The organism is Tersicoccus mangrovi (genome assembly GCF_036881825.1).
In the GTDB taxonomy this organism is placed as follows: Bacteria; Actinomycetota; Actinomycetes; order Actinomycetales; family Micrococcaceae; genus Tersicoccus; species Tersicoccus mangrovi.
In genome coordinates this window covers 165,659-188,826 of sequence record NZ_JBAJMW010000002.1, presented here as the reverse complement: position 1 = coordinate 188,826, position 23,168 = coordinate 165,659, and the positions used below count along the sequence as shown (strand labels likewise).

25 protein-coding genes and 1 riboswitch are annotated in these 23,168 nt (G+C 69.0%); of the genes, 12 read left to right on the top strand and 13 right to left on the bottom strand.

Annotation, left to right across the window (positions count from 1 at the left end; all coding sequences use genetic code 11):
• Window positions 1–67 precede the first annotated feature (67 nt).
• A complete protein-coding gene (locus tag V6N00_RS04690; protein ID WP_334230930.1) occupies window positions 68–2,242 on the top strand; it encodes a DGQHR domain-containing protein in 2,175 nt (724 codons plus the stop codon).
• Window positions 2,243–2,294: 52 nt separating this feature from the next.
• On the opposite strand, the gene V6N00_RS04685 is transcribed toward V6N00_RS04690, so the two are convergent.
• The 3 genes from V6N00_RS04685 to V6N00_RS04675 form a co-directional block, all read right to left on the bottom strand.
• A complete protein-coding gene (locus tag V6N00_RS04685) occupies window positions 2,295–2,618 on the bottom strand; it encodes a hypothetical protein (protein ID WP_334230929.1) in 324 nt (107 codons plus the stop codon).
• 1,029 nt (window positions 2,619–3,647) lie between these two features.
• Entirely contained in the window at window positions 3,648–4,295 is a 648-nt protein-coding gene (locus V6N00_RS04680; protein ID WP_334230928.1) for an RES family NAD+ phosphorylase, read from the bottom strand.
• Window positions 4,292–4,828 (bottom strand): hypothetical protein, encoded by a 537-nt coding sequence (locus V6N00_RS04675; RefSeq protein WP_334230927.1) that lies wholly within the window; start codon window positions 4,826–4,828, stop codon window positions 4,292–4,294. The genes V6N00_RS04680 and V6N00_RS04675 overlap by 4 nt, the downstream gene beginning before the upstream one ends.
• A 201-nt stretch (window positions 4,829–5,029) precedes the next feature.
• Between V6N00_RS04675 and V6N00_RS04670 the strand changes: the two genes are divergently transcribed.
• On the top strand, window positions 5,030–5,752 hold the full coding sequence (locus tag V6N00_RS04670) for a hypothetical protein (protein ID WP_334230926.1): 723 nt from the start codon (window positions 5,030–5,032) through the stop codon (window positions 5,750–5,752).
• Window positions 5,753–5,821: 69 nt separating this feature from the next.
• The gene (locus V6N00_RS04665) at window positions 5,822–6,922 is read left to right on the top strand and encodes an NAD(P)-dependent alcohol dehydrogenase (RefSeq protein WP_334230925.1); all 1,101 of its coding nucleotides are present in this window, start codon (window positions 5,822–5,824) and stop codon (window positions 6,920–6,922) included.
• Between the two features lie 13 nt (window positions 6,923–6,935).
• On the opposite strand, the gene V6N00_RS04660 is transcribed toward V6N00_RS04665, so the two are convergent.
• Window positions 6,936–7,586: an N-acyl homoserine lactonase family protein gene (locus tag V6N00_RS04660; RefSeq protein WP_334230924.1), complete on the bottom strand. Its 651-nt coding sequence runs from the start codon at window positions 7,584–7,586 to the stop codon at window positions 6,936–6,938.
• A gap of 119 nt (window positions 7,587–7,705) precedes the next feature.
• Between V6N00_RS04660 and V6N00_RS04655 the strand changes: the two genes are divergently transcribed.
• From V6N00_RS04655 to V6N00_RS04645, 3 genes are read left to right on the top strand one after another with little or no spacing between them, the layout of a single operon-like run.
• Entirely contained in the window at window positions 7,706–8,062 is a 357-nt protein-coding gene (locus V6N00_RS04655; protein WP_334230923.1) for an ArsR/SmtB family transcription factor, read from the top strand.
• Window positions 8,059–8,619, top strand: coding sequence for an SRPBCC domain-containing protein (locus V6N00_RS04650; RefSeq protein WP_334230922.1), 561 nt, complete (start codon window positions 8,059–8,061; stop codon window positions 8,617–8,619). The genes V6N00_RS04655 and V6N00_RS04650 overlap by 4 nt, the downstream gene beginning before the upstream one ends.
• The gene (locus V6N00_RS04645; RefSeq protein WP_334230921.1) at window positions 8,597–9,379 is read left to right on the top strand and encodes an alpha/beta fold hydrolase; all 783 of its coding nucleotides are present in this window, start codon (window positions 8,597–8,599) and stop codon (window positions 9,377–9,379) included. Before V6N00_RS04650 ends, V6N00_RS04645 begins: the two co-directional genes overlap by 23 nt.
• A 67-nt stretch (window positions 9,380–9,446) precedes the next feature.
• On the opposite strand, the gene V6N00_RS04640 is transcribed toward V6N00_RS04645, so the two are convergent.
• The 5 genes from V6N00_RS04640 to V6N00_RS04620 all read right to left on the bottom strand — a co-directional run bounded on the left by V6N00_RS04640 (window position 9,447) and on the right by V6N00_RS04620 (window position 13,844).
• Entirely contained in the window at window positions 9,447–10,133 is a 687-nt protein-coding gene (locus tag V6N00_RS04640) for an SDR family NAD(P)-dependent oxidoreductase (protein WP_334230920.1), read from the bottom strand.
• Window positions 10,130–11,011, bottom strand: coding sequence for a CoA transferase (locus V6N00_RS04635; RefSeq protein ID WP_334230919.1), 882 nt, complete (start codon window positions 11,009–11,011; stop codon window positions 10,130–10,132). The genes V6N00_RS04640 and V6N00_RS04635 overlap by 4 nt, the downstream gene beginning before the upstream one ends.
• Window positions 11,008–12,024 carry an aldo/keto reductase gene (locus tag V6N00_RS04630; RefSeq protein ID WP_334230918.1) on the bottom strand — a complete coding sequence of 339 codons (1,017 nt, stop codon included), beginning with the start codon at window positions 12,022–12,024 and terminating at the stop codon, window positions 11,008–11,010. The genes V6N00_RS04635 and V6N00_RS04630 overlap by 4 nt, the downstream gene beginning before the upstream one ends.
• A gap of 39 nt (window positions 12,025–12,063) precedes the next feature.
• Entirely contained in the window at window positions 12,064–13,044 is a 981-nt protein-coding gene (locus V6N00_RS04625; RefSeq protein WP_334230917.1) for an aldo/keto reductase, read from the bottom strand.
• A gap of 134 nt (window positions 13,045–13,178) precedes the next feature.
• Complete coding sequence (locus V6N00_RS04620; RefSeq protein WP_334230916.1) at window positions 13,179–13,844, bottom strand: DUF6308 family protein; 666 nt, start codon at window positions 13,842–13,844, stop codon at window positions 13,179–13,181.
• A 251-nt stretch (window positions 13,845–14,095) separates the two neighbouring features.
• Here V6N00_RS04620 and V6N00_RS04615 point away from each other — a divergent pair, with 251 nt between their 5' ends.
• Window positions 14,096–14,698, top strand: a complete 603-nt coding sequence (locus tag V6N00_RS04615; RefSeq protein WP_334230915.1) for a hypothetical protein — start codon at window positions 14,096–14,098, stop codon at window positions 14,696–14,698.
• 1 nt (window position 14,699) lies between these two features.
• Here the strand turns inward: V6N00_RS04615 and V6N00_RS04610 are convergent, their stop codons facing one another.
• Window positions 14,700–15,575 (bottom strand): NmrA/HSCARG family protein, encoded by an 876-nt coding sequence (locus V6N00_RS04610; protein ID WP_334230914.1) that lies wholly within the window; start codon window positions 15,573–15,575, stop codon window positions 14,700–14,702.
• 124 nt (window positions 15,576–15,699) lie between these two features.
• Complete coding sequence (locus tag V6N00_RS04605) at window positions 15,700–16,293, bottom strand: class I SAM-dependent methyltransferase (protein ID WP_334230913.1); 594 nt, start codon at window positions 16,291–16,293, stop codon at window positions 15,700–15,702.
• On the opposite strand from V6N00_RS04605, the gene V6N00_RS04600 reads away from it, so the two are divergent.
• The 4 genes from V6N00_RS04600 (at window position 16,292) to V6N00_RS04585 (ending at window position 20,170) form a co-directional block, all read left to right on the top strand.
• Complete coding sequence (locus tag V6N00_RS04600; RefSeq protein WP_334230912.1) at window positions 16,292–16,939, top strand: cupin domain-containing protein; 648 nt, start codon at window positions 16,292–16,294, stop codon at window positions 16,937–16,939. The two genes, V6N00_RS04605 and V6N00_RS04600, sit on opposite strands and share 2 nt — an antisense overlap.
• A gap of 386 nt (window positions 16,940–17,325) precedes the next feature.
• Window positions 17,326–17,416, top strand: a riboswitch (SAM riboswitch).
• 12 nt (window positions 17,417–17,428) lie between these two features.
• Window positions 17,429–18,661, top strand: coding sequence for a cobalamin-independent methionine synthase II family protein (locus V6N00_RS04595; protein ID WP_334230911.1), 1,233 nt, complete (start codon window positions 17,429–17,431; stop codon window positions 18,659–18,661).
• 110 nt (window positions 18,662–18,771) lie between these two features.
• Window positions 18,772–19,797: an arsenic resistance protein gene (locus V6N00_RS04590; protein ID WP_334230910.1), complete on the top strand. Its 1,026-nt coding sequence runs from the start codon at window positions 18,772–18,774 to the stop codon at window positions 19,795–19,797.
• Between the two features lie 4 nt (window positions 19,798–19,801).
• The gene (locus V6N00_RS04585; RefSeq protein WP_334230909.1) at window positions 19,802–20,170 is read left to right on the top strand and encodes a DUF488 domain-containing protein; all 369 of its coding nucleotides are present in this window, start codon (window positions 19,802–19,804) and stop codon (window positions 20,168–20,170) included.
• Between the two features lie 39 nt (window positions 20,171–20,209).
• Here V6N00_RS04585 and V6N00_RS04580 read toward each other — a convergent pair whose 3' ends face one another.
• The gene (locus tag V6N00_RS04580) at window positions 20,210–20,758 is read right to left on the bottom strand and encodes a TetR/AcrR family transcriptional regulator (protein ID WP_334230908.1); all 549 of its coding nucleotides are present in this window, start codon (window positions 20,756–20,758) and stop codon (window positions 20,210–20,212) included.
• Between the two features lie 70 nt (window positions 20,759–20,828).
• On the opposite strand from V6N00_RS04580, the gene V6N00_RS04575 reads away from it, so the two are divergent.
• Window positions 20,829–21,281 carry a hypothetical protein gene (locus V6N00_RS04575; protein ID WP_334230907.1) on the top strand — a complete coding sequence of 151 codons (453 nt, stop codon included), beginning with the start codon at window positions 20,829–20,831 and terminating at the stop codon, window positions 21,279–21,281.
• Between the two features lie 18 nt (window positions 21,282–21,299).
• Here V6N00_RS04575 and V6N00_RS04570 read toward each other — a convergent pair whose 3' ends face one another.
• Complete coding sequence (locus tag V6N00_RS04570; RefSeq protein ID WP_334230906.1) at window positions 21,300–23,138, bottom strand: glycoside hydrolase family 15 protein; 1,839 nt, start codon at window positions 23,136–23,138, stop codon at window positions 21,300–21,302.
• Between the last annotated feature and the right edge of the window lie 30 nt (window positions 23,139–23,168).

Below are 23,168 nucleotides of genomic sequence, written 5' to 3'. Positions count from 1 at the left end.
GGCGGAAACCCGCCGCAGGTTGTCCCCTGACTTGTTCGAGACCGTACCTCCAATTCGGATTCCTGAAATGGAAGAGAACGGATGGGTGCTCGATAGGCGAAACAAGCGCTCAGTTCGCATGCGAAAGCCTAAGCCGCACGACGTCGCGTTTGAGGACCGTGTCTGGGCGGCCTTCGCCAAGCTTGGTTTCACTTCGCTGAATAGAGACCGCCGCCTCACGCTGAAATATGGCTTAGGCGACAACGAGTGCCAACAAATCGACGTGTTCGCCGCTGACGACGACGTCGTCCTGGTCGTTGAGTGCAAATCCAGCGCAGAGACCAAGACCGGACAGTTCAAGAAAGAGATTGAAGCGATCCAAGGCCAGCGTGCGGGGAGTCTTCGAACGTTCAAGGCTGAGTACCCAAGACACAAGGTCAAATACATCCTGGCGACGAACAACTACGGCGTAACAAAGTTGACAGCCGACCGTATCGCCTCGGCGGACATCGTCCACATGAACGAGGAGACAATAGATTATTATCTCGGCCTGGCCGATCATCTAGGTGAGGCGGCGCGATTCCAGCTCCTGGGGAACCTATTCGCTGGCCAGAAAATCCCGAATCTCGATCGCGAAGTTGTGGCGATCGAGGCGTCGATGGGTGGCCACAAATACTACTCGTTCTCGATCGAACCGGACCGTCTGCTCAAGATCGGCTTCATCCTGCACCGCAGCAAGGCGAACTCCAGCCTCATGCCGACATACCAGCGGCTCATCAAGAAGACACGGCTCAAGAACGTCGCTCAGTTCGTCGAGTCGGGCGGATACTTTCCTAACTCCCTCATTCTGAGCCTCGAAGGGGGGAATAGAGGCCTCCAGTTCGACCCGTTCCCGAAGCGATCGGGACAGACCCGCGCGGGTATTTTGCACCTCCCCCAGACATTCCGTGCCGCTTACGTCATCGACGGACAGCACCGGCTTTACGGCTATTCGGCCAGTGCCCGCGCAGCGACCGACCTCATACCGGTCGTCGCATTCGTGTCGCTAGGTCGCTCTGACCAGATGAAGCTGTTCATGCAGATCAACGAGAACCAGCAGGCTGTACCGAAAAATCTTCGGAACACTCTGAATGCGGACCTGTTGTACGCTTCCGACGATCTGCGCGAGCAGGCAAAGGCGCTTAGGTTGGTCCTGGCGCAGAGGCTGGGCGAGGACAAAGTCTCACCGCTGTATGGACGCGTTCAGGTTGGGGAGGACTCGAAAACCCCTCTCCGTTGCCTCACAATCGACGCTGTGGCGCGGGGTTTGGACCGCGGCGGGTTCATCGGAACCTTCACCAAGACTGAGGTCAAGGAGATCGGCACATTTTACCGTGGCTCGAATGACGCAACGGGCGATGCACTGTTCGAGTACATAACGCAGGGCATCGACTACGTACGACGGCATCTCGACGTCCAGTACAAGCTAGGCAGCTCCGAGGGCGGCTTCGTCTTCATCAATAATGGCATCGAGTCGATCATCCGGATCCTAGGAGATGTCGTGCTCCACCTAGCGACGCAGGACACTGACTACGACCCCAGAAAACGGGACCCGCAGACGCTTTATGACGACGCAGTCCCTTACTTGGACTCGATGGTGGAATACCTCGGAGGCCTTGGACCGACTGAAGGGCTTGAGTATCGACAGCTCTACGGCTCAGGTGCTGGCACGAAATACTGGCGACGTCTTCAGCAGGCCATCAATGAAGCGCGTCCCGAATTTGATCCACCCGGGCTCGCCGGCTATGTGCGAGACGAGCAGAAGCAGTTCAACGACGAGTCTCGCGACATGATCGACGCGCTTGAGGCGTATATGAAGGATGACGTTCGGAAGCGTCTCGAGGACAAGTACGGTGCGGAGTGGTTCAAGCTCGGCGTACCCCGCAATATTCGTGTCGAGGCCGGCAAACTCATGGTCGAGCGAAATGCGGACCGCTCCTCAGGGCAAGAGATCGAAGAGTGGGACTGCCTCTATATCGTCAACTATCGCGATGTCATGACCCAGTCTCAGGAACTTTGGCGTGGGGTGTTCGAGAAGCGGTACACACCTCCTGGCGACGAGCAGCGGCCTGGCGGCTGGAAAGCGCGTAGCAGTTGGATCGTGAGGGTGAGCGACCTCCGCAACGACGTTGCACATCAGCGGACCGTATCGGTCGACGATCATGACTTCTTGGTGACTCTTCACACGTGGCTCGTTAGGGGACAGACCGACAACGACTTGTAAAGGAGACGTCGGTTAGTCCGCGTCACAGAACGTGGTGCTGCTCCTGTGCGTGCTAGTCGTTCGACTCCAGTCGCTGAACGGCTTGTCGATGGCGTTCGACGAAGGTCGGGCGCCAGCTCCCGAGCGAGAAGGGAATCGGTTCATCGTGCGGCAGCGATAGGCCGGCTTCGAGCATGGGCTGCTTGAGCACGTTGAACACCTCGGAGTGGCACACGATGATGCCTTCCGGATCGAGATCTTGCGTCCGTGCGACACAGTTCCCGACATTGGCGCGGCGCTCGGCGTCATCGGTGGGGTTGACAGGGTGGGGGACGAGGTCGATGAGGCAGTGGTCGAAGTGCAGGTGAGTGTTGACGACGAGGTCGATGCCGGCCACGTGAAATCCGTCCTGCGTATCCAGGGGCGTGAGGTGCGGATCCGTGTCGGCGACCGCCGGATGCAGCTCCGTCAGACCGGTGTCGCGACCCCGGCCATAACCTGAACTGAGCCCAGGCTCTTTCCTGGCGCCGAGGGCGAAGGGCCCAAGGGAGATAACAATTGGCGAGATTGGGTCAAGCGTGCAGAGCGAGTTGCATCGGATAAGGCGATTATGCCGATACCATGCGTCTATGGATTCGACATATGTCGCACCGATCGCGTCGATTCTGGCGGGCGTCTTAGTCGCGTTGGTTACGAGTTCACTATCGTCACGTCGAGACATGGTTACGGCCCGTCGCATGTCAGAGGAGTCGCACAACGATCGAGTCCGCTTGGCCGCGGCTCTACTGGTGGAAGCTGCCACAAGGGTCGGTGAGGGAGTACCCGACGCTCACGCCGAGGTGCGACAGAGGTATTACCAATTGGTGTTGGTGAGCAGAACTGGTGACGTTCAGTCATCAGCTCGGGACCTGGTCAGATGGTCGTGGAACATCGAACAACAGACTCTTGGGAAGCCGCGGTTGCGGCCACAAATGAAAGTCGGTATTGCGCCCGCAAAGGAGATCAGACAACCCATTAGACAATTGATCATCGCCGTCAGACAAGAGACGCAAGTTCAAGGAGAGTTGGTCGAAGACCTGAATGATGACTGAATCGATAGTGTGCGCACGCGTGCCGCCAACAGCGGCCCGATTGCGGCAGCTGCCGGAGCGGGCGGCCATTCACGCGCACTGGACGGCGGCCCCCGAAACCACGTAGGTGTCAAGGCTCGCTGTGTATCGATGAAGCCAGGACCTTGTCGGCTCCCACGCCCCGGCAGCTTCTCGGCGTAGACCGAAACTCGTCGTGGTGGGCCTGCAGGTGCCAGGGCTTCTCGGCGACGACGTCTGGGCCCTTGGTCGAGCCGTTCTCTCCCGCCGCGCCGGAGAAGTTGAGCTGCCCGCCGCCGACAGAACCGCAGGTCAGCGGCTCACGCGAAGCTGCGGCATCACACCACGACGTTGATGCGCATGCCGGCGCACAGGTCGATCAACCAGTCCAGGTCCGCTCCCACGCCGAGGATGCGGGCATAGTCCACGGCGACCTCCAGGTCGTCCGAGCCCACGCGGTCACCGAACAGGACGTACGCCTTCGCGCTGTTGCACTGGCGGGACGTCCAGCAGATCCCGTCCAGGCTCCCGTCGTCGTCCCGGTAGGCGTGGGCGGCTCGGGCCCAGGCCACGGTGTCGGGATAGTGGGCGGACGAGGTGTCGGTCAGTTGCCCCGCGGTCACGTTCAGGCGGCGCAGCCCGAGGCCGTGGAATGCAGCGAGCCGCAGGTCGCGTCCGGTGACCAGGGCCGCGGCGGCCAGGTCCCGGTAGTCCTCGGGGTAGACGTCGCCGCCGTCGACGGGGATGTCGTGCAGCACGGTCTCGGCGACGGCGGCCTCCTCGGTGCCGCCGGCGTAGAGCACCGGGACCGGCGGGTCGCCGAAGAAGGCGAAGCGGGTCGGGGCGCCGAATCCCGGATTGAAGGTTGCCGCGGTGCGGTCGGCTCCTGTGCTGAAGACCCGGATCAGGCGCGAGCCGGCGGTCAGGACATCGATGCGCGGCTCGAACGGGTCGGGCGGTGCCGGGACACCGCCAGCACCGGTCACCAACGGACGCCGAAACGACGCTCCAGCGCCTGACCCACCCGGTCGACCGCGTCGGTGTCCGCGAGCAGATCGACCGGCCGCTGCGCGTCCAGGGCCTCGGCGGGCGCCACCAGCCACAGGGCGAAGGTCTCGTCGGTCACGTCGAGCGAGCGCGCCCTACCGAGCAGGCGAGTGACCGAGGACCGTGGGCGCCCGTCGTCGTCGAACTGGAAGCCGGGAAAGAGGTTCCGTCGGCCGCGACGGACGGCGAGCAGGGAGTTCCGCGCGCTCGAGACCCGGGTTCGCGCAGCGCGGTCGTTACGCGAACCCATGCGCCGTCCCGCCTGCGCAGCGGTCAGGAGACCGAACTCGTCCTCGAGATGACGCCAGCGGTTCTCGGTGTGCTGCGCCGACCTGGCGAGCTGGGGCGACGCCGGGACCTGCACGGCGTGCGCTGCCGCACCGAGGGCCTCGATCGCCGCGACGGTGCGCTGCGTGGCCGCGAGCAGAACCTCGGTGGTGGTGCCGTCGACGGAGGCGGCCGGAACGGACATCTCACACCTCTCGCAGGATCCAAGGGATCATCGCTGACGCTTCTTATCGTAGTCAACGACTATCAGATGCGTCAGGTGGTTGCTGATGAATCTCCGTCAGCCGACAGCCGGCCGGGACCGGGGCGGTGCAGCGGGCGCGTCGCGCATGGCCGGACGACGTCGTCGTCCCGAACGGACCACTCGTCTGCGACGACCAGGACCGTGCGCGCCGTACTCACTCTCCCCACCCCGGGCCGGACCCTGACCCGCGACGACACCGTCGAGGCGCTCCGCAGCACCTCGTGGTTGCCCCACCAGGGGCCGGAGACCGAGGCCTGGCGCCGGGAACAGGTCGAGCGCCTCAAGGGCAACCTGCCGGACGCCGTCCAGCAGCAACTGGCCCTCGGCGAGAGCATCTTCATCCAGGTCGACTCCGTGGAGGGCCTCGTCAGCCTCGAGCGGGAAGAGGTCGTGCTCATCCGCCTCTTCGGGACGACGGAGAGCATCGAGGCGATCAAGGACGCAGTGAACAAGGTGGCCGGAACGCTGCCGCGGGCGTTCATGCACGCCTTCGGGGAGACGACGACGGAGCTCCGCCTCGACGACGAGGTGGTGATCCGGCAGGCCGGGGACGACCGCACCCTGGCCAAGGGCGTCATCGCTACACCCAACACGCTGCGGTTCGGGCGCTACGTGGTCACCGAGCGGCCGCGGGAGCGCAGCCTCCTCGTCTGGCTGGTGGTGCTCGCCGTCCTCATCGCCGTGGTCTCGGTGTCGCCCGTGGTCCTGGGGTGGACCGGCGTGGCCTGGAGCGAGGTCAAGGGCTACGGTGGGCGCATCGCGTCGGCCCTCGTGATGGCGATCCTGACGACCGTCATCAACCTCGTCTTCGAGTACCGCGACTGGCGCAACGACCGGACCGAGGTCCAGTGGCTCTTCGGGTGACCGGTGACCGCCGGCGGCGCCGAGGCGCATCGCCCGGCCCGTGAGCCACGACGACGAAGGAGTCATTCGATGGACATCACCGCTGCGATCACCCGGGCCAAGGGCGAGCCGTTCGAGGTCACCACCCTGCAGCTGGACGACCTCCGGCCGACCGAGGTGCGCGTCAAGATCGTCGCGACCGGCGTGTGCCACACCGACGCGATCATCCGCGACCAGGTCTACCCGACCCCGCTGCCGGCCGTGCTCGGCCACGAGGGCGCCGGCGTCGTCGAGGAGGTCGGCTCCGCGGTCCGGTCGGTGAAGCCCGGCGACAAGGTGGTGCTCGGCTACAACTCCTGTGGCGTCTGCCCCCAGTGCCTGACGGGCCGTTCGTCCTACTGCGCGGAGATGTTCGAGCGCAACTTCGGGGGCACCCGGCCCGACGGTTCCACGGCGCTGCGCGACGGCGACACCGCGGTTTCCTCGCACTTCTTCGGCCAGTCCTCGTTCGCGACCCACGTCAACGCGGCCGAGCGCTCCGTCGTCAAGGTCGACGACGACGCTCCGCTGGAACTGCTGGGGCCGCTCGGCTGCGGGCTGATGACCGGGGCCGGCGCGATCATGAACTCGATGGCCGTCCGCGCGGGGGAGTCGGTAGCGATCTTCGGCACGGGAGCGGTCGGGTCGGCGGCGGCGATGGCGGCGGCGGCCATCGGCGCGACGACGATCGTCGCCATCGACCTCGTCGACTCCCGGCTGGAGGCGGCCCGCGACTTCGGTGCCACCCACACGATCAATTCCGGCTCCGAGGACCTGGGCGCCCGGGTGCAGGAGATCACCGGGGGAGAGGGCTTCCGGGTCGCCCTGGACACCACGGGCATCACCGCGGTCACCCGTCAGGCCGCCGACTCGGTCGGCATCAACGGGCGCGTGGGACTGGTCGGCGCCCCGGCGCCGGGCGACGAGGTGACGTTCGAGGTCGGCTCCTCGCTGATGAAGGGCTGGTCGTTCCGCACCATCATCGAGGGCGACGCCGTGCCGCAGCAGTTCATCCCGACGCTGGTGCACCTGTGGCGGCAGGGGAAGTTCCCGATCGAGAAGCTGACGCAGACGTACCCGCTGGATCAGATCAATCAGGCGTTCGAGGACTCGAAGAGCGGGAGGACGATCAAGCCGATCATCACGTTCTGACGCGCCAGCCGGTTCAACTCTCAGCGGCCGGCCGCCATGGTTCGTGCGCGTGCGCGAGCCACACCAGCTCCGGCTCGAGGCCACGGATCAGCCGCTGCCCCTCCGTGCTCGGCTCGTCGAGCTCGGCGTGGAACACCGCCGTGTCCCCGGCGATGACGACGGGCCGCCCGCCGGTCTCCACCACGATCACCTGCGACCCCGGCGTATGGCCCGGCGTCGGGACGAGCCGGGTACCGGGCAGCAGCTCGACTTCGCCATCCACCGGCACATACTGCACGCCCCGCGCGTCGACCCACTCGCGGATCGTGTAGTCGTCCTGGCTGCGTGCGTCGTCCAGCTCCCGTCGCTGCACGTGGATCGGCGTGCCGGCGAAGAGGTGGTTGCCGCCGCAGTGGTCGAAGTGCAGGTGGGTGTTGACGACGACGTCGATGCCGGCCACGTCGAATCCGTCCTGCGTGTCCAGGGGATTCAGGTAGGGGTCCATGTCGGCGACCAGCGGGTGCAGCGCCGTCAGGCCGGTGTCGACGAGCACGCGCCCGTCGGGATGGTCGATGACGTGCACGTAGATCGGCATCCGCTCGTCCTCCCCGACGAACAGGTCGCCCACGAGGATCGGCGTGATGGTCGGCACGGCGTCGTCGGATAGGTTCTGATCGGCTTCCATGCCTGTTGTTGTACCGCGTGCACCGCACCGGCGGAACGGTCGGGGCTGCGTCGTGCGGCCAGTTCTTGACCGCGGATCTGCGCTTGACGTCGCCGGTACGTCGTCGTTACTTTACTCACATGGAAATTTCCATTAGCGGAAATAACAAGCGTGGCGGCCTCGCGCTGACCTTCGCGGCCCTGGCCGACCCGACGCGCCTCGCCCTGGTCGATCGGCTCCGCGGCGGAGACGCGACCGTCTCGGAGCTGGCCGCGGGGTTCGCACTCGGCACCCCGGCGATCTCGAAGCACCTCAGCGTGCTCGAACGTGCCGGCCTCATCTCACGTCGTCGCGAGGCGCAGCGCCGGCACTGCCACCTCGAGACCGGCGCCTTCGAACGCGTGGAGGCCTGGGCTCATCGCCACACGCGCCACTGGTCCGCCAGCCTCGACCGGCTCGATGACTACCTCGACGAGATGCCGGAGGAGGACCGATGACGGCGACCACGGTGACGCGGCTGCCGAAGGCCCTCGTCCTCACCCGACATCTCGCGGCGCCTCGGGAGCAGGTCTTCCGGGCCCTGTCCCGAGCCGAGCATCTCCGACGCTGGTGGGGGCCGCCGTCGTGTCCTGTCGTCGAATGCACCGTGGACTTCCGGCCCGGGGGAATCTGGCACTACCGGCTGCGCAGCAGTGATGGTCGGGAGCACTGGATGCGAGCGGTGTACCGGGACATCGTGCCTCCGGAGCGGATCTCCTGGGTCGAGCACTCCTCCGACGAGCACGGTGCGGTGACCACGGCGCTCGCCGCCACCTTCGCCACCCTCACCCTGGCGACCGCCGGGGGCAGCACCCTGCTCACGGCGGAGCTCCGATACGACTCCACGTCGGACCGCGACGCCGCCATCGCCCGGGGCGTCGAACGAGGCTTCAGCGCGGCCCTCGACGAACTGCACACGCTGCTCGGCCCCACACCGGCCACGGACACCACCACCGCGGTCCGCGACGGATCGCCGAGCCAGGGAGGCATCGATGTCCCAGACCATCTCCGCTGACGGCACCGTCATCGACCACGAGACCACCGGGTCCGGCCCGTCCGTCGTGCTCATCGACGGCGCGATGTGCTTCCGCGAGTCCGGTCCGATGCGGCCGCTGGCCGAGCAGTTGCGGGACCGGCTGACCGTGCACCTCTACGACCGTCGCGGACGCGGGCGAAGCTCGAACACCGTGCCGTACGCGGTCGACCGGGAGGTCGAGGACCTCGCCGCCCTGATCACCGCGACCGGCGGTCCGGCCGCCCTCGTCGGCATCTCGTCCGAGGGAGCGCTGGCCCTCGCCGCGGCCGCCGCCCTGGGCCCCGAGCAGGTCAGCCGTGTCGCCGTGTTCGAGCCCCCGTTCATGCCCGAACAGGCGCGGTCCGGGGCGGCGTCGTACACCGCCGAGCTCACCGCCGCGCTGGCAGCGGACCGGCCCGATGAGGCGGTGGCCGCCTTCCTGCGCCGGGTGGGGATGCCGCCGGAGGCCGTGGCGGGCATGCGCGGTTCGCCGGCCTGGGCGGGCATGGAGGCTCTGGCTCCCACCCTCGCCTACGACGACGCCGTGATGGGGGACAGCTCGGTGCCGGCGCGGTGGGCAGAGATCCCGGTGCCGGTGCTGGCAATCGCGGGCGGCGCGAGCCCCGCCTTCCTGCGCTTCGGCGCCGAGGAGGTGGCCCGCACGGTGCCGAACGGCACGTTCTCCGTCGTCAAGGATCAGGGCCACGACGCGGGCCCGGATGCGCTGGCGGCGCTCCTCGTCCCCTTCCTCGCGAGCTGACTGCCTCCGACAACGCAGCGAGCCCCGACACCGGTGTGGTGTCAGGGCTCGCTCGCGTCTCAGGCGGTCAGGAGGCCGTCGGCTCCCACGAGCCCGGCAGCTCCTCCGCGTACACCCGGAACTCGTCGTGGTGGGTGTGCAGGTGCCACAGCTTCTCGGCGACCGCGGCCGGGCTCTTGGTCGAGCCCTCCTCGCCCATCGCGCCCGGGATGATGATCTGCCCGACGCCGATGTTCTCGTCCTTCAGCGTCTCGTGCAGCATGGCGGCGAACGCCGTCTCACCCGCGAACGCGATCGACGTGCCCGCGACGCCGGAGCTCGGCTTCGCGCCGGACCCGCCGTTGACGAACAGGATCGAGCCCGTCCCCAGGGTGCGCATGCCCTGCAGCACCTGATGCGCCGCGGCGACCGGGCCGTAGATCGAGAACTCGACGGCGCCCTTGAGGTCCTCGACCGTGGTCTCCAGCACCGGGCGCAGGAACTCCTTCTGCGGCAGCGGGCTGTACTGCAGCACCTCGATCAGGCCCAGCTCCTGCGTGGCCTGGTCCAGGGCGGCGATCAGCGACTGCGGGTCCCGCACGTTCGCGGTGTACCCGCGGGCGGTGATGCCCTCACCCTGCAGCTGGCCGGCCAGCGCGTCGACCCGCTCCTGGTTGCGCGCGATCAGCGCGACGTCGAACCCTTGCGATCCGAACTTCCGGGCGACGGCGGCGCCGAGTCCCTTGCCTGCTCCGACGATGGCGATGGTGCTCATGTGTCTCCTTCGGTTGGTTGATCGTGCTGGGAGATCTGGTGGACGGCGACGATGGGCAGGTCCTGCTCGCGGCCGAACCGCTCCCACGCCGCCGACGTCTGCTCCGCGAACCGCGTGGTCAGGTCATCGCGGGTGGAACCGACGAGCTCGGCGAGCCGGGCCGCGAAGTGCGGCTCGATCGCGGCGACGGCGACGTGCCCGTCGGCCGTCGCGTACAGCCCGTACTGGTCCAGGCCGCCACCGAGCGGGCTACCGGGACCGGTGAGTCCGTGCCGGACGGCGGCGGCCGCGTCGTGCGCCGCCTCGGCGAGGAGGACGCGCTGGTGGGCCGGGGCACCCGCCTCCCGCACCCGCAGCGCGAGGAGCGTCGCGGACACCGCTCGTTCGGCGCCGAGCAGGTCGGCGACGGGAGCCAGCGGCATCGCCGGCTCCGGCTGTTCCTTCCCGACCGTGCCGGCCGAAGCCAGCAGCCCGGCCTCGGCCTGGAAAGTCAAGTCGTGACCGGGCCGGCCGTCGTCGTGTCCCACGATCTCGACGTGCGCGACTCCGGCCCGCGCGGCCAGCTCCGGCAGTCCGAGCCGCACGGCCGCGTCCGGGCGCATCGCCGTCACGAGCACGTCGGCTCCGGAGAGCAGCTCCTCCAAGCGAGCGAGCTCCCGCTTCAGGTCGAGCGGCACCACCGTGACGTCCCGGTGCAGCTCGGCGTACCAGTCCGGCGCGGCCCCTCGCAGCGGGTCCCCGGACGGCGGCTCGACCTTCGTCACCGCTGCCCCGAGCGCTGCCAGCCGCGCGACGGCCAACGGCCCGGGCAGGTTGATCGCGAGCGAGACGACGGTGACGCCGTCGAGCAGACGAGCTTGCTGGGAGGTGGGCCTCACCGCCGACGCGACGCCGGCTGCAACTCCCGGTCGCCGTAGCTGTTGTCGTCCGGGTTGAGCGTGACGCCCGGCGCGACGATCTCGTCGATGCGATCGAGCACGTCGTCCGTCAGCGTGATCTCCGCCGCGGGCAGGTAGGACTCCAGCTGCTCCATCGTGCGCGGCCCGACGATCGCCGACGTCACGCCCGGGTGGTTGATGACGAACGCGATGGACAGCTCGATCAGGCTCATGCCCGCGCTCTCGGCCAGCTGCGCGAGCTCCTCGACGACGTCGAGCTTGCGCTGGTTCGCGGGCGCACTCATGTCGAACCGGGCACTCGGCCGACGGCTCGACGCCGGGCTGCTGGGGGAATCCTTCCGGTACCGGCCGGACAACCAGCCGCCGGAGAGCGGGCTGTAGGTCAGGGTGCCCATGCCGTACCGCTGGGTGGTGGGCAGCACGTCCTCCTCGATGCCCCGGACCAGGATCGAGTACGGCGGCTGCTCGGTGACGAACCGCTCGAGGTGGCGCTCCCGAGCCGCCCACTGCGCCTCCACGATCTGCGACCCGGAGTAGGACGAGGAGCCGAGGTAGCGGACCTTGCCCTGCCGCACGAGGTCGGTCAGCGCGCCGAGGGTCTCCTCGACGTCGATGTCGGCACTCGGCCGGTGCACCTGGTAGAGGTCGAGGTGATCGGTCTTGAGCCGGCGCAGGGAGTTCTCCACCTCGCGCATGATCCAGCGGCGCGAGCCGCCCCGGTGGTTGACGTCGTCGTCCATCGGCATGAAGAACTTGGTGGCGAGCACGACGTCGTCGCGCCGACCCTGCAGCGCCTCGCCCACGATCTCCTCCGAGACGCCGGCCGAGTAGACGTCGGCGGTGTCCACGAAGTTGATCCCGGCGTCGAGGGCACGGTGGATGATGCGGGTGGCGTCGGCGCGGTCGTCGTTGCCCCACGGGCCGAACATCATGGCGCCGAGGCAGAGTGGGCTGACCTGGACGCCGGTGCGTCCGAGTGGTCGGAGGTCCATGGGTCTCCTTGCGTTTCGAGTCTCTCGGGGCGGTGCCGCTCAGAAGAAGGTCGGGGTGCGCATCTCGTAGTGCTCCTCGAGCGCGCTGACCTCGTCGTCGGTCAGCTCCAGGTCCAGGGACGCGACGGCGTCCTCGAGGTGGTGCTGCTTGGTGGCCCCGACGATCGGCGCGGTGACGACGGGGTTGTGCAGCACCCACGCGAGGGCGACCTGCGCCATGGAGACGTCGCGGTTCTTCGCGATGGTCTCGACGGCGTTCACCACCTGCTCGTCGCCGTCGCGCCACAGGGGCCGGCCGAACATGTCGGTCTGCCGGTCCTCGTCGGAACGCTTGGTGCCCTGCTGGCCCCACGGCCGCGCCACCTTGCCCTGCGCGAGCGGCGACCACGGGATGCAGCCGACGCCCTGGTCCTCGAGCAGGCCGAACATCTCCCGCTCCTCCTCGCGCATCAGCAGGTTGTACTGGTCCTGCATGGAGACGAACGGCGTCCAACCGCCCTCGAACGCGGCGGACTGCAGCTTCGCGAACTGCCACGCCCACATCGAGGAGGCGCCGAGGTAGCGCACCTTGCCGGCCTTGACGACGTCGTGCAGCGCCTCCATCGTCTCCTCGACGGGCGTGTTCGGGTCGAACCGGTGGATCTGGTAGAGATCCACGTAGTCGGTGCCGAGGCGCTTCAGAGAGGCGTCGATCTGCTCCATGACGGCCTTGCGGGAGAGGCCCTGGCCGCCGGGGCCGTCGTGCATGGGGGAGAACAGCTTGGTCGCGAGGACCACCTGCTCGCGGGAGGTGTACTTCTCGATGGCGCGGCCGACGATCTCCTCGGACGAACCGTGCCCGTAGATGTTGGCGGTGTCCCAGAAGGTGATGCCCGCCTCGACGGCCTGCCGGAAGATCGGCTCGGCGGCGTCGTCGCCCAGCGACCAATCCAGCTGCGAGCCCGGCGTGCCGAAGCTCATGCAGCCGAGCACGATGCGGCTGACCTTCAGTCCCGACGATCCCAGTCGTGTGTACTCCATGGCGGTGTCCTTCCGCGTCGATGTCCTGTATCGCCGTCGACGCTACGCCGGGACGGCGATGAGAGGGAGGCACTGTCAGTACATGGCTGAGCGGGAATAAGGGGTAGGGCGGCGCCGATCAACCGGCGGTGGTCTCAGCCATGCATCTTCGCCGCTCCGTGCCGATCCATCCATATCGCGATGTCAAGGACGCGCAGCAGTGACAGGTCATTCTTCCCGCACGCCAGACGGATCTTGGTGAGATGGTCTACCAGACGGTTCCCGTCGGGGCCGTGAAATTCGTTCCACCAGGTCGTCCATTGATGACGGTCGCCTTTCAATCCGGCGGCCTCTTCCATGACCGAGTCGAAGATGGGAATCAAGTGTGGCCGCTTTCGCGCCATGATCTTGCTGGCCCTGGTTGGGCCGATGCCCCAGCTGTCGCCCCCACTGCGCAGCAGATCCCAGAGGGCCTGCGCGGGATTGCCTTGAGCACACATGAGCGACTTGAACTTGCCCTTGGTCAACCTTTCGAACTGCAGATCGACCGGAAGCGCTCTGAGAAGCACGGCCACCTCGTCCTTCCGCGTCTCGATCAGAGCGAGAGCGGCATCCCCTGAGATGTCCACAGCCAGGAACGAGACCGCCACGAGATCCTCCGCGGTGATCCGGTTCGGCTCGTAGCGGTCACCGCCTCCCGCGAAGGACTCGAAGTGTGAGCCCGTGAACCACGGTCCGCCGCTGGTGGTCCTCCTGAAGTAGGACTGGACGTGATCGACTGCCCTATCGAAGCCGATGTCGAACATTGTTTGAGCCAGCATCGAGACCGCTCCCTATTGAGGTTGCTTGTGACGCCGCGTCGGGCATCGTCGCACGTCAAGCTACCAGCTGACGACTCGTTCCAATTCGAATGTGGGAAATGATCATCGCCCAATGACAGCGAAGTCGACGAGGGGGCTTGCGGTGGGATCGCCGAGGCCGCTGGCCTCATCATCGAGCAGATTGACGCCGCTCTCGCCGGTCGGCCGATAGTCGGCTGCCTTCTGTCACCGGAGGACGCTACGGTCGGATCATGCCCGATCTTCCGGACGACGACGTCGACTTCCTCGCCGACGATCCCCACCGCGCGCTCGAAGCGGTCCGGGACGCCTCCAATCACACGATCGGCCCGTACAGCCAGGCCTTGGCGATCGGTGCCATGAACTTGATGAGCAAGGCCGTCGCGGCAGACGGTGCCGAGCGGGAGCGACTCGTCGACCGGGCACTCGCCCTGCCCTTCGACGAACACGATCAGACCTACCCGGCCGCGATGGCTGCACACATGCAACTGTTCATGGCCGTCACCGATCGTCTGGAGGAGTCTGACGACGACGAGAACGACGAGTGCTGGCTCGACGGCGCGACTGCCGTGCTGCGGTACAGCAGCGCCGAGAGCAGGGCGGAGATGCACCACGTGCTGGAGGCCATCGACCATGACTACGAGCTGGACCGGCCCACGCGGATCCGCGTGAGGTTGATGCTCGAGAATTCGTCCCGCTCGTTGGACCCCGGGTGGGTCGAGATCACCGCGTGCCCGCGGGATGAACTGCGCGAACGCGTTCTCGCTGTCCTCGCTGCCGCCAACGACTACGAGGAGGCCTACTTGGAAGCGCGCTCCTCGTACGACGGGGTGTGAGCTAGCGGCCGGGTGTCCAGCCGGACTGCGCCAGCCACGCCGGAAGGTCGAGGAGTTCCGGGTCGAGGGTGCGCACTTGGTCGATGTCGGCCTTGTACGCGGGCGTCTCGACGAACCAACGGAACATCGCCGTCATGTCCTCGTTCGGGAGCGCCCCCAGCGGGAGCGACTCGAAGCGGGCGGGTAGCCCGGCGTGCTCACCGACGGCTCTCGCGATCTCGCTGCCCGTACGGGAGTCGCCGGCGATCTCGATGCTGCCGCCCTCGACGTCGGTCCCGCCGAGCAGGACGACGGCGGCGACGCGACCGATGTCGCGCACGGCCACCATCTGCAGCGGTACGCCGTCCGGCAGGGCCATGCGCACGACCACCTCGCCGTCCTCGACGCTGACGCCGAAGCCCGCGAGGTTCTCCATGAAGTACACGGGCCGGACGATGGTCGCGTGCAGGCCGAGGGATTCGATGCGCTCCTCGACACGGCGCTTGCTCTCGAAGTGGGGGATGCCGGTGTTCCGCTCGGCGCCGCCGACGGAGCTGAACACGAGGTGCGGCAGCCGGGCGCGGGCGGCGGCGTCGGCGATCGCGATGCCGGACGTCACCTCGCCCTGGATGCCGTCAGGCCCGGCCATGGTGGTCATCGCGTACGCGGCGGAGACGCCGTCGAACAGGGCGTCCAGCGACGCGGGGTCGGTGACGTCGCCCTGACTGAGCTCGACGCCGCGTTCGGCGAGGGCATGCGCCTTCTTGGCCTGCGGGTCGCGGACGAGGGCGCGGACGTTCGCGCCGCGCTCCAGCAGGGCGTCGACCACCGACCCGCCCTGCTGGCCGGTGGCGCCGACGACGGCGATCGGGGAATCGGTTCCGGGGGTGGGCGTCATGGCCTACTCCTTCAGGCTGAGGGACGAGCGTGCCGCAGGAGACAACGCCGGCGGGCGGCCGGTCATGCCCGGCAGCTCGTCAATAGATGCTCGCTGGAGCCATTTCCCGTACCGGATCGAACAGCTAATGACGAGCTGGCGAAATGGCGCCCTCGTACATCACGAACGGCCAAGCGATGCCCGGCACCCGGCCGGTCACGTCGTAGCGGTCCACCGAGACGGTGGTAAAGCCGGTGCGCGCCGCCGCCGCGAGCGGGTCCCGCGCCAGGTGGCAGTTGCGGTCCAGTGCCGCCGTCACGGGCGTGGCCGCCCGCTGCAGCACCCGTAGCCCGCTTCCGGCCGGGGCCGCGACGTGTTCCAGGAACACCAGCCGTCCGCCCGGCCGGAGGACTCGCCGCGCCTCGTTCAGCGCGCGGTCGAGGTCGTCGACGCTGCACAACGCCACCACCGCGAGCACGACGTCGATGCTGCCGTCCGCCACCGGCAGGGCCTCGGCCCGAGCCGCCAGCGGGGCCCGGAAGCCGCGGGCGGCAGCCTTCTCGGCCAGCCGGCGCCGCGCCCGCGACGACGGTTCGATGCCGATCCAGTCGGCCGAGCCCGGCAGATCCGCCAGGTCGCGGCCCTCGCCGGCGCCGACCTCCACCACCGTGCCGGACAGCCCACCGAGCATCGCCCGCCGCACCTGCCGCAGCCGTTCGTAGCCGACACGCGTCGTCATGACCTCCAGTCCGCCCCGCAACACGGCCGAACTCAAGGGGCAGGGGCCACGGACCACTCTGGTCAACCCCCGGCTGCCGGGGCACAATCACCGCATGGTCGACGTCGGCGCCGAGATGAGCAATCCCCGCTCCGGGGAACGGTTCGTGTGGCGGGCCACCCACGACTCGACCGGCGGCGAGTACTGCGAGTTCGACCTGCACCTCGACTCCGGCGCAAAGGTCGCGCTCGCCCACCGCCATCCGTTTCAGGAGGAGCGATTCACCGTGGTCAGCGGTGCTCTCGACCTGACCAACGGACGGGAACGCAGCACCGTGACCGCCGGGCAGGCCGTCGCCATCCCGCCGAACACGCCGCACCGGTGGGGCAATGCCGGAACGGAAGCGTCCCATGTCCGGGTGCGGCTCACCCCCGCCCTGGAAATCGAGGACTACTTCGCCGCCTTCTGCGCGGTCGCCACGGCGGGCCGTGCGGTGCGCTCCGGACTCCCGCGCAACCCGTTCCAGTTCGCGGTGATGGCGCACGCCCATCGGGCGGAGTTCACCCTGCCGTCCGAGGCGCTGCAGCGCGTGTTCGGGCCCGTCGTCGGCGTGCTGGCCCCGATCGGATCGCGGCTGGGTTACCGCAGCGACGGCCTGGGTCGCTGACGACGGCGCTACAGACGACGCCGCCGTGCGGGGCAACGCCTCCGATGTCCCGGGCACCGACGAGCCGGCCGGCTACGCCTACCGCGACGCCACGAGCGCGGAGTACGTCGTCGGGTACGGCCGCACCGGCTTCTGAGGACGGCCGGCTTCTGAGGTCGGGTTCCGCCGTCGCAGCGGTGCGATCACCACACCGAGTGTGACCAGAGTGACGGACGTTGCCGGAATCGAGTCACGTCCGTCACAACCGTCACACTCGGTGTAGCCGTTGCTCCGCGGCCGGTCGACCCGGCCCGAGTCCGCCGCGCGGCACGGGCGATGAAACTCCGCGTCGGTGGACGGCGACATCCTTTGCGTGCCCGGCCGCGGCTCTGGTACATCTGGCGGGGTAACCATCCGGAGCGGCCGAGAGACCTGGCTCGTCGACGCCGCAGCAACCCCCCGACTCGGGCACGGTGCTACTGCCAGGACCGATGGAGAGGTGGCCTTGCCATGTCCGTGAACACCGACCACATCCGCGTGACCCACACCGGGTCGCTGCCTCGCACCCCCGAGCTGCTCGCCGCCAACGCGGCCCGGCAGGCGAACGGGATCACCGACGAGTTCCGCGAACTGCTCGAGGCGTCCGTCGTCGACATCGTCGCCCGGCAGAAGAAGCTCGGCATCGACATCCCCAACGACGGAGAGTACGGCCACGAGATGAGCAACGACGTCGACTACGGCGCCTGGTGGAACTACTCGTTCTCCCGGCTCGGCGGTCTGGAGGCGGGCCGCGGCGGTGACCGCTGGGCCGACCCGGAGGTGCACCGGTCCAGCCCCGGCAACATCGTCCTGACGTCCTTCCCGGACCGCCGCGACTGGTCCCGCTTCCGCGAGGCCTACACCGATCCGAACGGCGGGGTCCTGACCGGCCGCAAGCCCGTGATCCAGCCCAAGGTCGTCGCCCCGCTGACCTACACCGGCCACGACCTGGTCCGCTCCGACGTCACCAACCTCAGGACCGCCCTGACGAAGGCCGGCGTCGAGGACGGCTTCCTCGCCTCCCTCTCGCCGGGTTCGTGCGCGCGCATCGGCAACGACTACTACAAGACGCCCGAGGAACTCGTCTGGGCATCCGCCGAGGCCATGCGGGAGGAGTACCTCGCGATCGTCGAGGCGGGGTTGACCGTCCAGCTGGACGACCCGTCGCTGGCCGAGAGCTGGGACCAGATCAACCCCGAGCCCACGGTCGAGGACTACCTCGACTTCCTCAAGGTGCGGATCGAGGCCACCAACTGGGCGCTGCGCGGCATCCCGCAGGAGAAGGTCCGCCTGCACGTGTGCTGGGGCTCGTGGCACGGCCCGCACACCACCGACATCCCGTTCAAGGACATCGTCGACACGGTGCTGCAGATCAACGCCGGTGCCTACTCGTTCGAGGCCGGCAACGTCCGGCACGAGCACGAGTGGCGGGTGTGGCAGGACACGGAGCTGCCGGAGGGCAAGTCGATCATCCCGGGCGTCGTCTCGCACGCGACCAACGTGATCGAACACCCCGAGCTGGTCGCCGACCGGATCGAGCGCTTCGCCTCGCTGGTGGGCCGCGAACGCGTCATCGCGTCGACGGACTGCGGGCTGGGCGGCCGCGTGCACCCGCAGATCGCCGTCGCCAAGCTCGAGGCCCTCGGCCAGGGGGCCGCGCTGGCCACCAAGCGGCTGTGGAAGACGGCGGACGTGCTCGCCTGATCTCGCGATTCACCGCGGCAGGCCCGGATCCCGTGCGACGGGGTCCGGGCCTGCCGGCGTTCCGGGCCGGCGAGGCACCCCGGCAGGATTCACCCGGCAGGATGGAGTGCATGACGGGAGCGGCGTGGACGGAACGGCACCAGGTGGCCCTGTACCTGGGGTCGATCGCCGTCGGCGCCGCCGCAGGGCTGCTGGTCCCGGGCGTCGCCGGGCCGGCCGAGTCGTTGACCATGCCGGTGCTGGCACTGCTGCTGTACGCCACGTTCCTGGCCGTGCCCGTCGCGCGGATCGGCCGGGCGCTGGCCGACCGTCGCTTCCTGGTCACCGTGCTGGCCGTGAACTTCCTCGCCGTCCCCGTCGTCGCGCTCGCGCTCTCCGCGCCGCTCGTCGGCCGGCCGGCCCTGCTGCTCGGCGTCCTCGTCGTCCTGCTGGCGCCCTGCATCGACTACGTCGTCGTTTTCACCGGACTGGCCGGTGGGGCCGCTGACCGGCTCGTCGCGGTGACTCCGGTGCTGATGCTCGTCCAGCTGCTGGTGGTGCCGGCCGTGCTGGCGCTCGCCGTCGGCCCCGGCGTCCTCGGCAGGCTGGACGTCGGCCCATTCGTCACCGCGTTCGGCGTCCTCATCGTGCTGCCCCTGGCCGCGGCGTGGCTGACGCAGGCCGCACGGGAGCGGAACGTCCGCGCGGCCACCACACTCCTCGACGGCGGGGCGGTCGCGATGGTGCCGCTGATGATGGCGACGCTCGCGGTCGTCGTCGCCTCCCAGATCACGCGCGTGGTGAGTCGGCCGGCGACGGTGCTGCTCGCCGTGCCGGTCTTCGTGCTGTTCGGCGTCGTCATGGTGGCGGTGGGCATGCTCGCCGGCCGGATCGCCCGGCTCGACGTCGGCGGCCGGCGCGCCCTCGTCCTCACCGGTGTCACCCGCAACTCCCTCGTCGTCCTGCCGGTCACCCTCGGGCTTCCCGGGGACCTGGCGGTGGTGCCGGGCGTGGTGGTGACGCAGACGCTCGTCGAACTCGTCGTCCTGGTGATCCTGGTGCGACTGGTACCGCGGCTGATTCCAGGCCGGCAGGGGGAGCGGCGGTTCACGGCGGGTCACGCGCCGGGCGACGACGCGGCGGGCATGACAGGCTGACCGCATGGCGACGCACGATCGGTACCTCGTGGCCCGGGTGTACGACGCCGGCGACGACGCCGGTCACCGGATCCTCATCGACCGGCTCTGGCCGCGTGGACTGACGAAGGAAGCGGTGGGCGTCGAGGTGTGGCTGAAGGACGTCGCTCCGTCGAACGAGCTGCGCAAGTGGTACGGACACGACCCCGACAAGTACGCCGAGTTCACCGACCGCTACCACGCCGAACTGGCGGGGGAGAAGCAGCGGGAGGCCCTGCGGACGCTGCGGGAGCTGAGCGGCACGGTCACCCTGCTGACCTCGGCCAAGGAGGTCGAGCTGAGCCACGCCACCGTCCTCGCCGAGCTGCTGAACGGCGCCGGCGGGACCGCCTGATCGTCGGTCGTGCTGTCGCCGCTTTCTGCAACCGGCCGCTCACACCGCGGCGAGGCAGCCGCGCACGGCGAGCTCGACGGTCGGGCGCAGCGGGGCGTCCCGGTCCACCGTCAGCCGGTTCAGGATGAGGCCGGCGCTGAAGGCCATGAACGCCCGGGTCGCGGCGTCCGGGTGCGGCGCACCGAGACCCGTCAGCAGCTCCCGTGTCCACGCCTCGAAGCGCACGCGCTGAGCGCGCAGGGGTGCCTGCACGTCCCGGTGAGCGCCGAGCTCGAGGAAGAGGGCGTACCGGGTCCGGGTGCGGTCGGCATTCGGCCCGGTCAGGTCCTCGAGGACGCCGCTGAAGGCGTCGACCACCTCGTCCAGCGTGCCCGGCGACGTCATCGACGCCGCCAGCAGAGCCCGCTCCTGTTCGGCGATCCAGTCGGTGACGCCGGCGACGAGGGCCGCGCGGGTGCGGAAGTGATTCGACGTCGACCCCCGCGGCAGGCCGGCCTCGGCGTCGACGCGCGCGTGAGTGAGAGCGCGGATGCCCTGGGTGCCGACGAGGCGGACGGCGGCGGCGAGGGCGCGTTCGCGGGTGGTCACCGGTTCACGGTAGCACCGGTCTACTACGTTCGTAGTGACAGGTCACTACGAACGTAGTACTGTTCGGCGCATGGCACTCGTGGTGCTCGCGGCCTGGGTCGTTCAGGCGGCTGCGGGCGTGATCCTGCTGATGCGATGGCTCCGCAGGTCGGAGGCGCTCCGCAGGTCGGAGGGGCTCCGCCGGCCGTCCGGCCGACCGGCGTCGGCCGTCCTCACCCACGTCGGTCTCTCGGTCGCCGGTCTCGCGCTGTGGATCGCCTTCCTCGCGAGCGGCAGCGTGCTTCCCGCGTGGCTCGCCTTCGCCGCCATCACCGTCGGCAACGGCCTCGGTGACTCCCTGCTCATCGCACGAGGGCGGCGGCTGACCGGCGAACGGCGCGGCTTCCGGGCCGACTACGGTGCGGCGATCGTCGCCGTCTTCCGGGGCCGGATGCCCCGGGTGGTCACCTTCCACGCGCTGTTCGCCGGCGTCGTCTGGTTCGCGTGCCTCGGCGTGTGCGTCGGGGCGACGGTCGCGGCGTGACGGCCGTCGGGCGCCGGGTCAGTCCGCCGCGCCGTCCGCGGAGGCGCCGTCGTCGTCGGCCAGCGTGATCGCGGCGTTGACCAGGGCGAGGTGGCTCAGCGCCTGCGGCAGGTTCCCCCAGAAGTCACCGGTCGCGGGGTCGACCATCTCCGCCATGATCCCGACGTCGTTGGGCAGCACCCGGATCAGCTCGTCCATCAGGGCGCGGGCCCCGTCGCGGTCCCCGGTCAGGTGCAGCGCGGACACGAGCCAGAAGGAGCACGCGGTGAAGGCGTGCTCCTCGCGGGCCATCCCGGAGTAGCGGTACAGGTACGGACCGTCGGCCAGCTCATCCCGCAGGGCGCGGATGGTCGAGCGCATCCGCTCGCCCCGGTCGAATCCGCTGATCGCGTGCAGCAGGATCGACGCGTCCAGTTCGCCGGAGCCGGGGTACCAGGTGTAGGCCTGCCGCTCCTCGTCCCACCCGTGGTCCTCGACCCACGCGCGGATCTTCTCGGCCTCGGCCTCCCACCGGCGCGCGTCGCCCGGGATCTGCCCGACCTTCGCCAGCCGCACGGCACCGGTCAGCGCCTCCCACGCCCCGAGCTTGGACGTCACGTAGTGCCGGTTCTCGGGGAGTTCCCACATGCCGGCGTCGGGCTCGCGCCACCGGTCGCAGGCCAGGTCCGCGATCGCGGCGAGCGTGCGGCCCGTCTCGGTGTCCAGCACGTGCCCGTGGTCCACGTACAGCCGCACGATCGTGAACAGGTCGCCGAAGATGCCCAGCTGCAGCTGGTCCGCAGCGGCGTTGCCCCGCACCACCGGCCCGATGCCGCGCCAGCCGGGTGCGTCCGTGGGGTGCTCGTGAGCGGGCGGCACCGAGCCGTCGAGCGCGTAGAAGATCTGCGGCTGCGGGCCGTGCTCGCGCACCCGGCGCAGCATCCAGCTCATGGCCGCGTGCGTCTCCTCGCGCAGCCCGAAACGGAACAGCGCCTTGAGGCCGTAGGCCGTGTCCCGCACCCACGCGAAGCGGTAGTCCCAGTTCTTCGCCACGGTCGTCGACTCGGGCAGCGACATCGTCGCCGCGGCCGTCATCGCCCCGGTGGGGGCGTAGAGCAGCATCTTGAGCACGAGCGCGCTGCGGTGCACCTGCTCCTGCCACGGCCCGTCCCAGCAGAACTGCTCGCTCCACGAGCGCCACATCGTCACGGTGCGGTCGATCCCGGCGTCCAGCTGGTCCGGCAGCTGCAGGAACAGCGGCTCCTTCTCGGTCGCGACGAGCCCGACGACGTGCCGCGACCCCGGAGTGGCCGTGAAGGTGATCCGCAGGCTCACGTCCTCGACGCTGACGTCCGTGCCGTCCCCGGCGCGGACGCCCAGCGTCAGCCCGTCCAGGCGCATGACCAGACCGTGGACGGTGTCGTCGAGCCAGGGCGACGCCGTGCGCAGAGCGGTGCCGGGCGTGACGACGGCACGCATCGGCACCGTGCCGGCAAGCCCCTCGATCCGCCGCGCGAGCTCGACCCACGGCAACCGGCCGGCGATGCCCTCGTTGAGGGAGTCGGTGACGCGGACGCTGCCCGTGGCCGTCGTGAACGTCGTGGCCAGGACGTTGGTGGGGCCGACGTACTCGCGGGTGACGGTGAAGTCGTCCACGGGGCACACGCTGTAGTAGCCGCCGAGGTCCGCGTCGAGCAGGGCGGAGAACGCAGGGACGCCGTCCAGCCCGGGCAGCGGCAGCCAGTCGATCCGCCCGTCGAGGGCGACCAGCGCCACCGTCCGGCCGTCGCCGATCGCGGCGTAGGAGCGCAGGTCCGCGTAGCCGTCGTCGTCGCGCTCGGGCACGAGCTGGTCGCGGGTTCCGCGGTCCGTCGGCATGGGCACCTCTCGTCCGGGCAGGCCCGGCGG

What these genes read in the sequence shown, in the direction of transcription:
- V6N00_RS04690 (WP_334230930.1), top strand. Translation starts at nt 68, where the DNA reads ATGGAAGAGAACGGATGGGTGCTCGATAGGCGAAACAAGCGCTCAGTT.
- V6N00_RS04675 (WP_334230927.1), bottom strand. Translation starts at nt 4,828, where the DNA reads ATGTCCGTTCCGGCCGCCTCCGTCGACGGCACCACCACCGAGGTTCTG.
- V6N00_RS04665 (WP_334230925.1), top strand. Translation starts at nt 5,822, where the DNA reads ATGGACATCACCGCTGCGATCACCCGGGCCAAGGGCGAGCCGTTCGAG.
- V6N00_RS04660 (WP_334230924.1), bottom strand. Translation starts at nt 7,586, where the DNA reads ATGGAAGCCGATCAGAACCTATCCGACGACGCCGTGCCGACCATCACG.
- V6N00_RS04655 (WP_334230923.1), top strand. Translation starts at nt 7,706, where the DNA reads ATGGAAATTTCCATTAGCGGAAATAACAAGCGTGGCGGCCTCGCGCTG.
- V6N00_RS04650 (WP_334230922.1), top strand. Translation starts at nt 8,059, where the DNA reads ATGACGGCGACCACGGTGACGCGGCTGCCGAAGGCCCTCGTCCTCACC.
- V6N00_RS04645 (WP_334230921.1), top strand. Translation starts at nt 8,597, where the DNA reads ATGTCCCAGACCATCTCCGCTGACGGCACCGTCATCGACCACGAGACC.
- V6N00_RS04640 (WP_334230920.1), bottom strand. Translation starts at nt 10,133, where the DNA reads ATGAGCACCATCGCCATCGTCGGAGCAGGCAAGGGACTCGGCGCCGCC.
- V6N00_RS04630 (WP_334230918.1), bottom strand. Translation starts at nt 12,024, where the DNA reads ATGGACCTCCGACCACTCGGACGCACCGGCGTCCAGGTCAGCCCACTC.
- V6N00_RS04625 (WP_334230917.1), bottom strand. Translation starts at nt 13,044, where the DNA reads ATGGAGTACACACGACTGGGATCGTCGGGACTGAAGGTCAGCCGCATC.
- V6N00_RS04620 (WP_334230916.1), bottom strand. Translation starts at nt 13,844, where the DNA reads ATGCTGGCTCAAACAATGTTCGACATCGGCTTCGATAGGGCAGTCGAT.
- V6N00_RS04615 (WP_334230915.1), top strand. Translation starts at nt 14,096, where the DNA reads ATGCCCGATCTTCCGGACGACGACGTCGACTTCCTCGCCGACGATCCC.
- V6N00_RS04610 (WP_334230914.1), bottom strand. Translation starts at nt 15,575, where the DNA reads ATGACGCCCACCCCCGGAACCGATTCCCCGATCGCCGTCGTCGGCGCC.
- V6N00_RS04600 (WP_334230912.1), top strand. Translation starts at nt 16,292, where the DNA reads ATGACCTCCAGTCCGCCCCGCAACACGGCCGAACTCAAGGGGCAGGGG.
- V6N00_RS04605 (WP_334230913.1), bottom strand. Translation starts at nt 16,293, where the DNA reads ATGACGACGCGTGTCGGCTACGAACGGCTGCGGCAGGTGCGGCGGGCG.
- V6N00_RS04595 (WP_334230911.1), top strand. Translation starts at nt 17,429, where the DNA reads ATGTCCGTGAACACCGACCACATCCGCGTGACCCACACCGGGTCGCTG.
- V6N00_RS04590 (WP_334230910.1), top strand. Translation starts at nt 18,772, where the DNA reads ATGACGGGAGCGGCGTGGACGGAACGGCACCAGGTGGCCCTGTACCTG.
- V6N00_RS04585 (WP_334230909.1), top strand. Translation starts at nt 19,802, where the DNA reads ATGGCGACGCACGATCGGTACCTCGTGGCCCGGGTGTACGACGCCGGC.
- V6N00_RS04575 (WP_334230907.1), top strand. Translation starts at nt 20,829, where the DNA reads ATGGCACTCGTGGTGCTCGCGGCCTGGGTCGTTCAGGCGGCTGCGGGC.
- V6N00_RS04570 (WP_334230906.1), bottom strand. Translation starts at nt 23,138, where the DNA reads ATGCCGACGGACCGCGGAACCCGCGACCAGCTCGTGCCCGAGCGCGAC.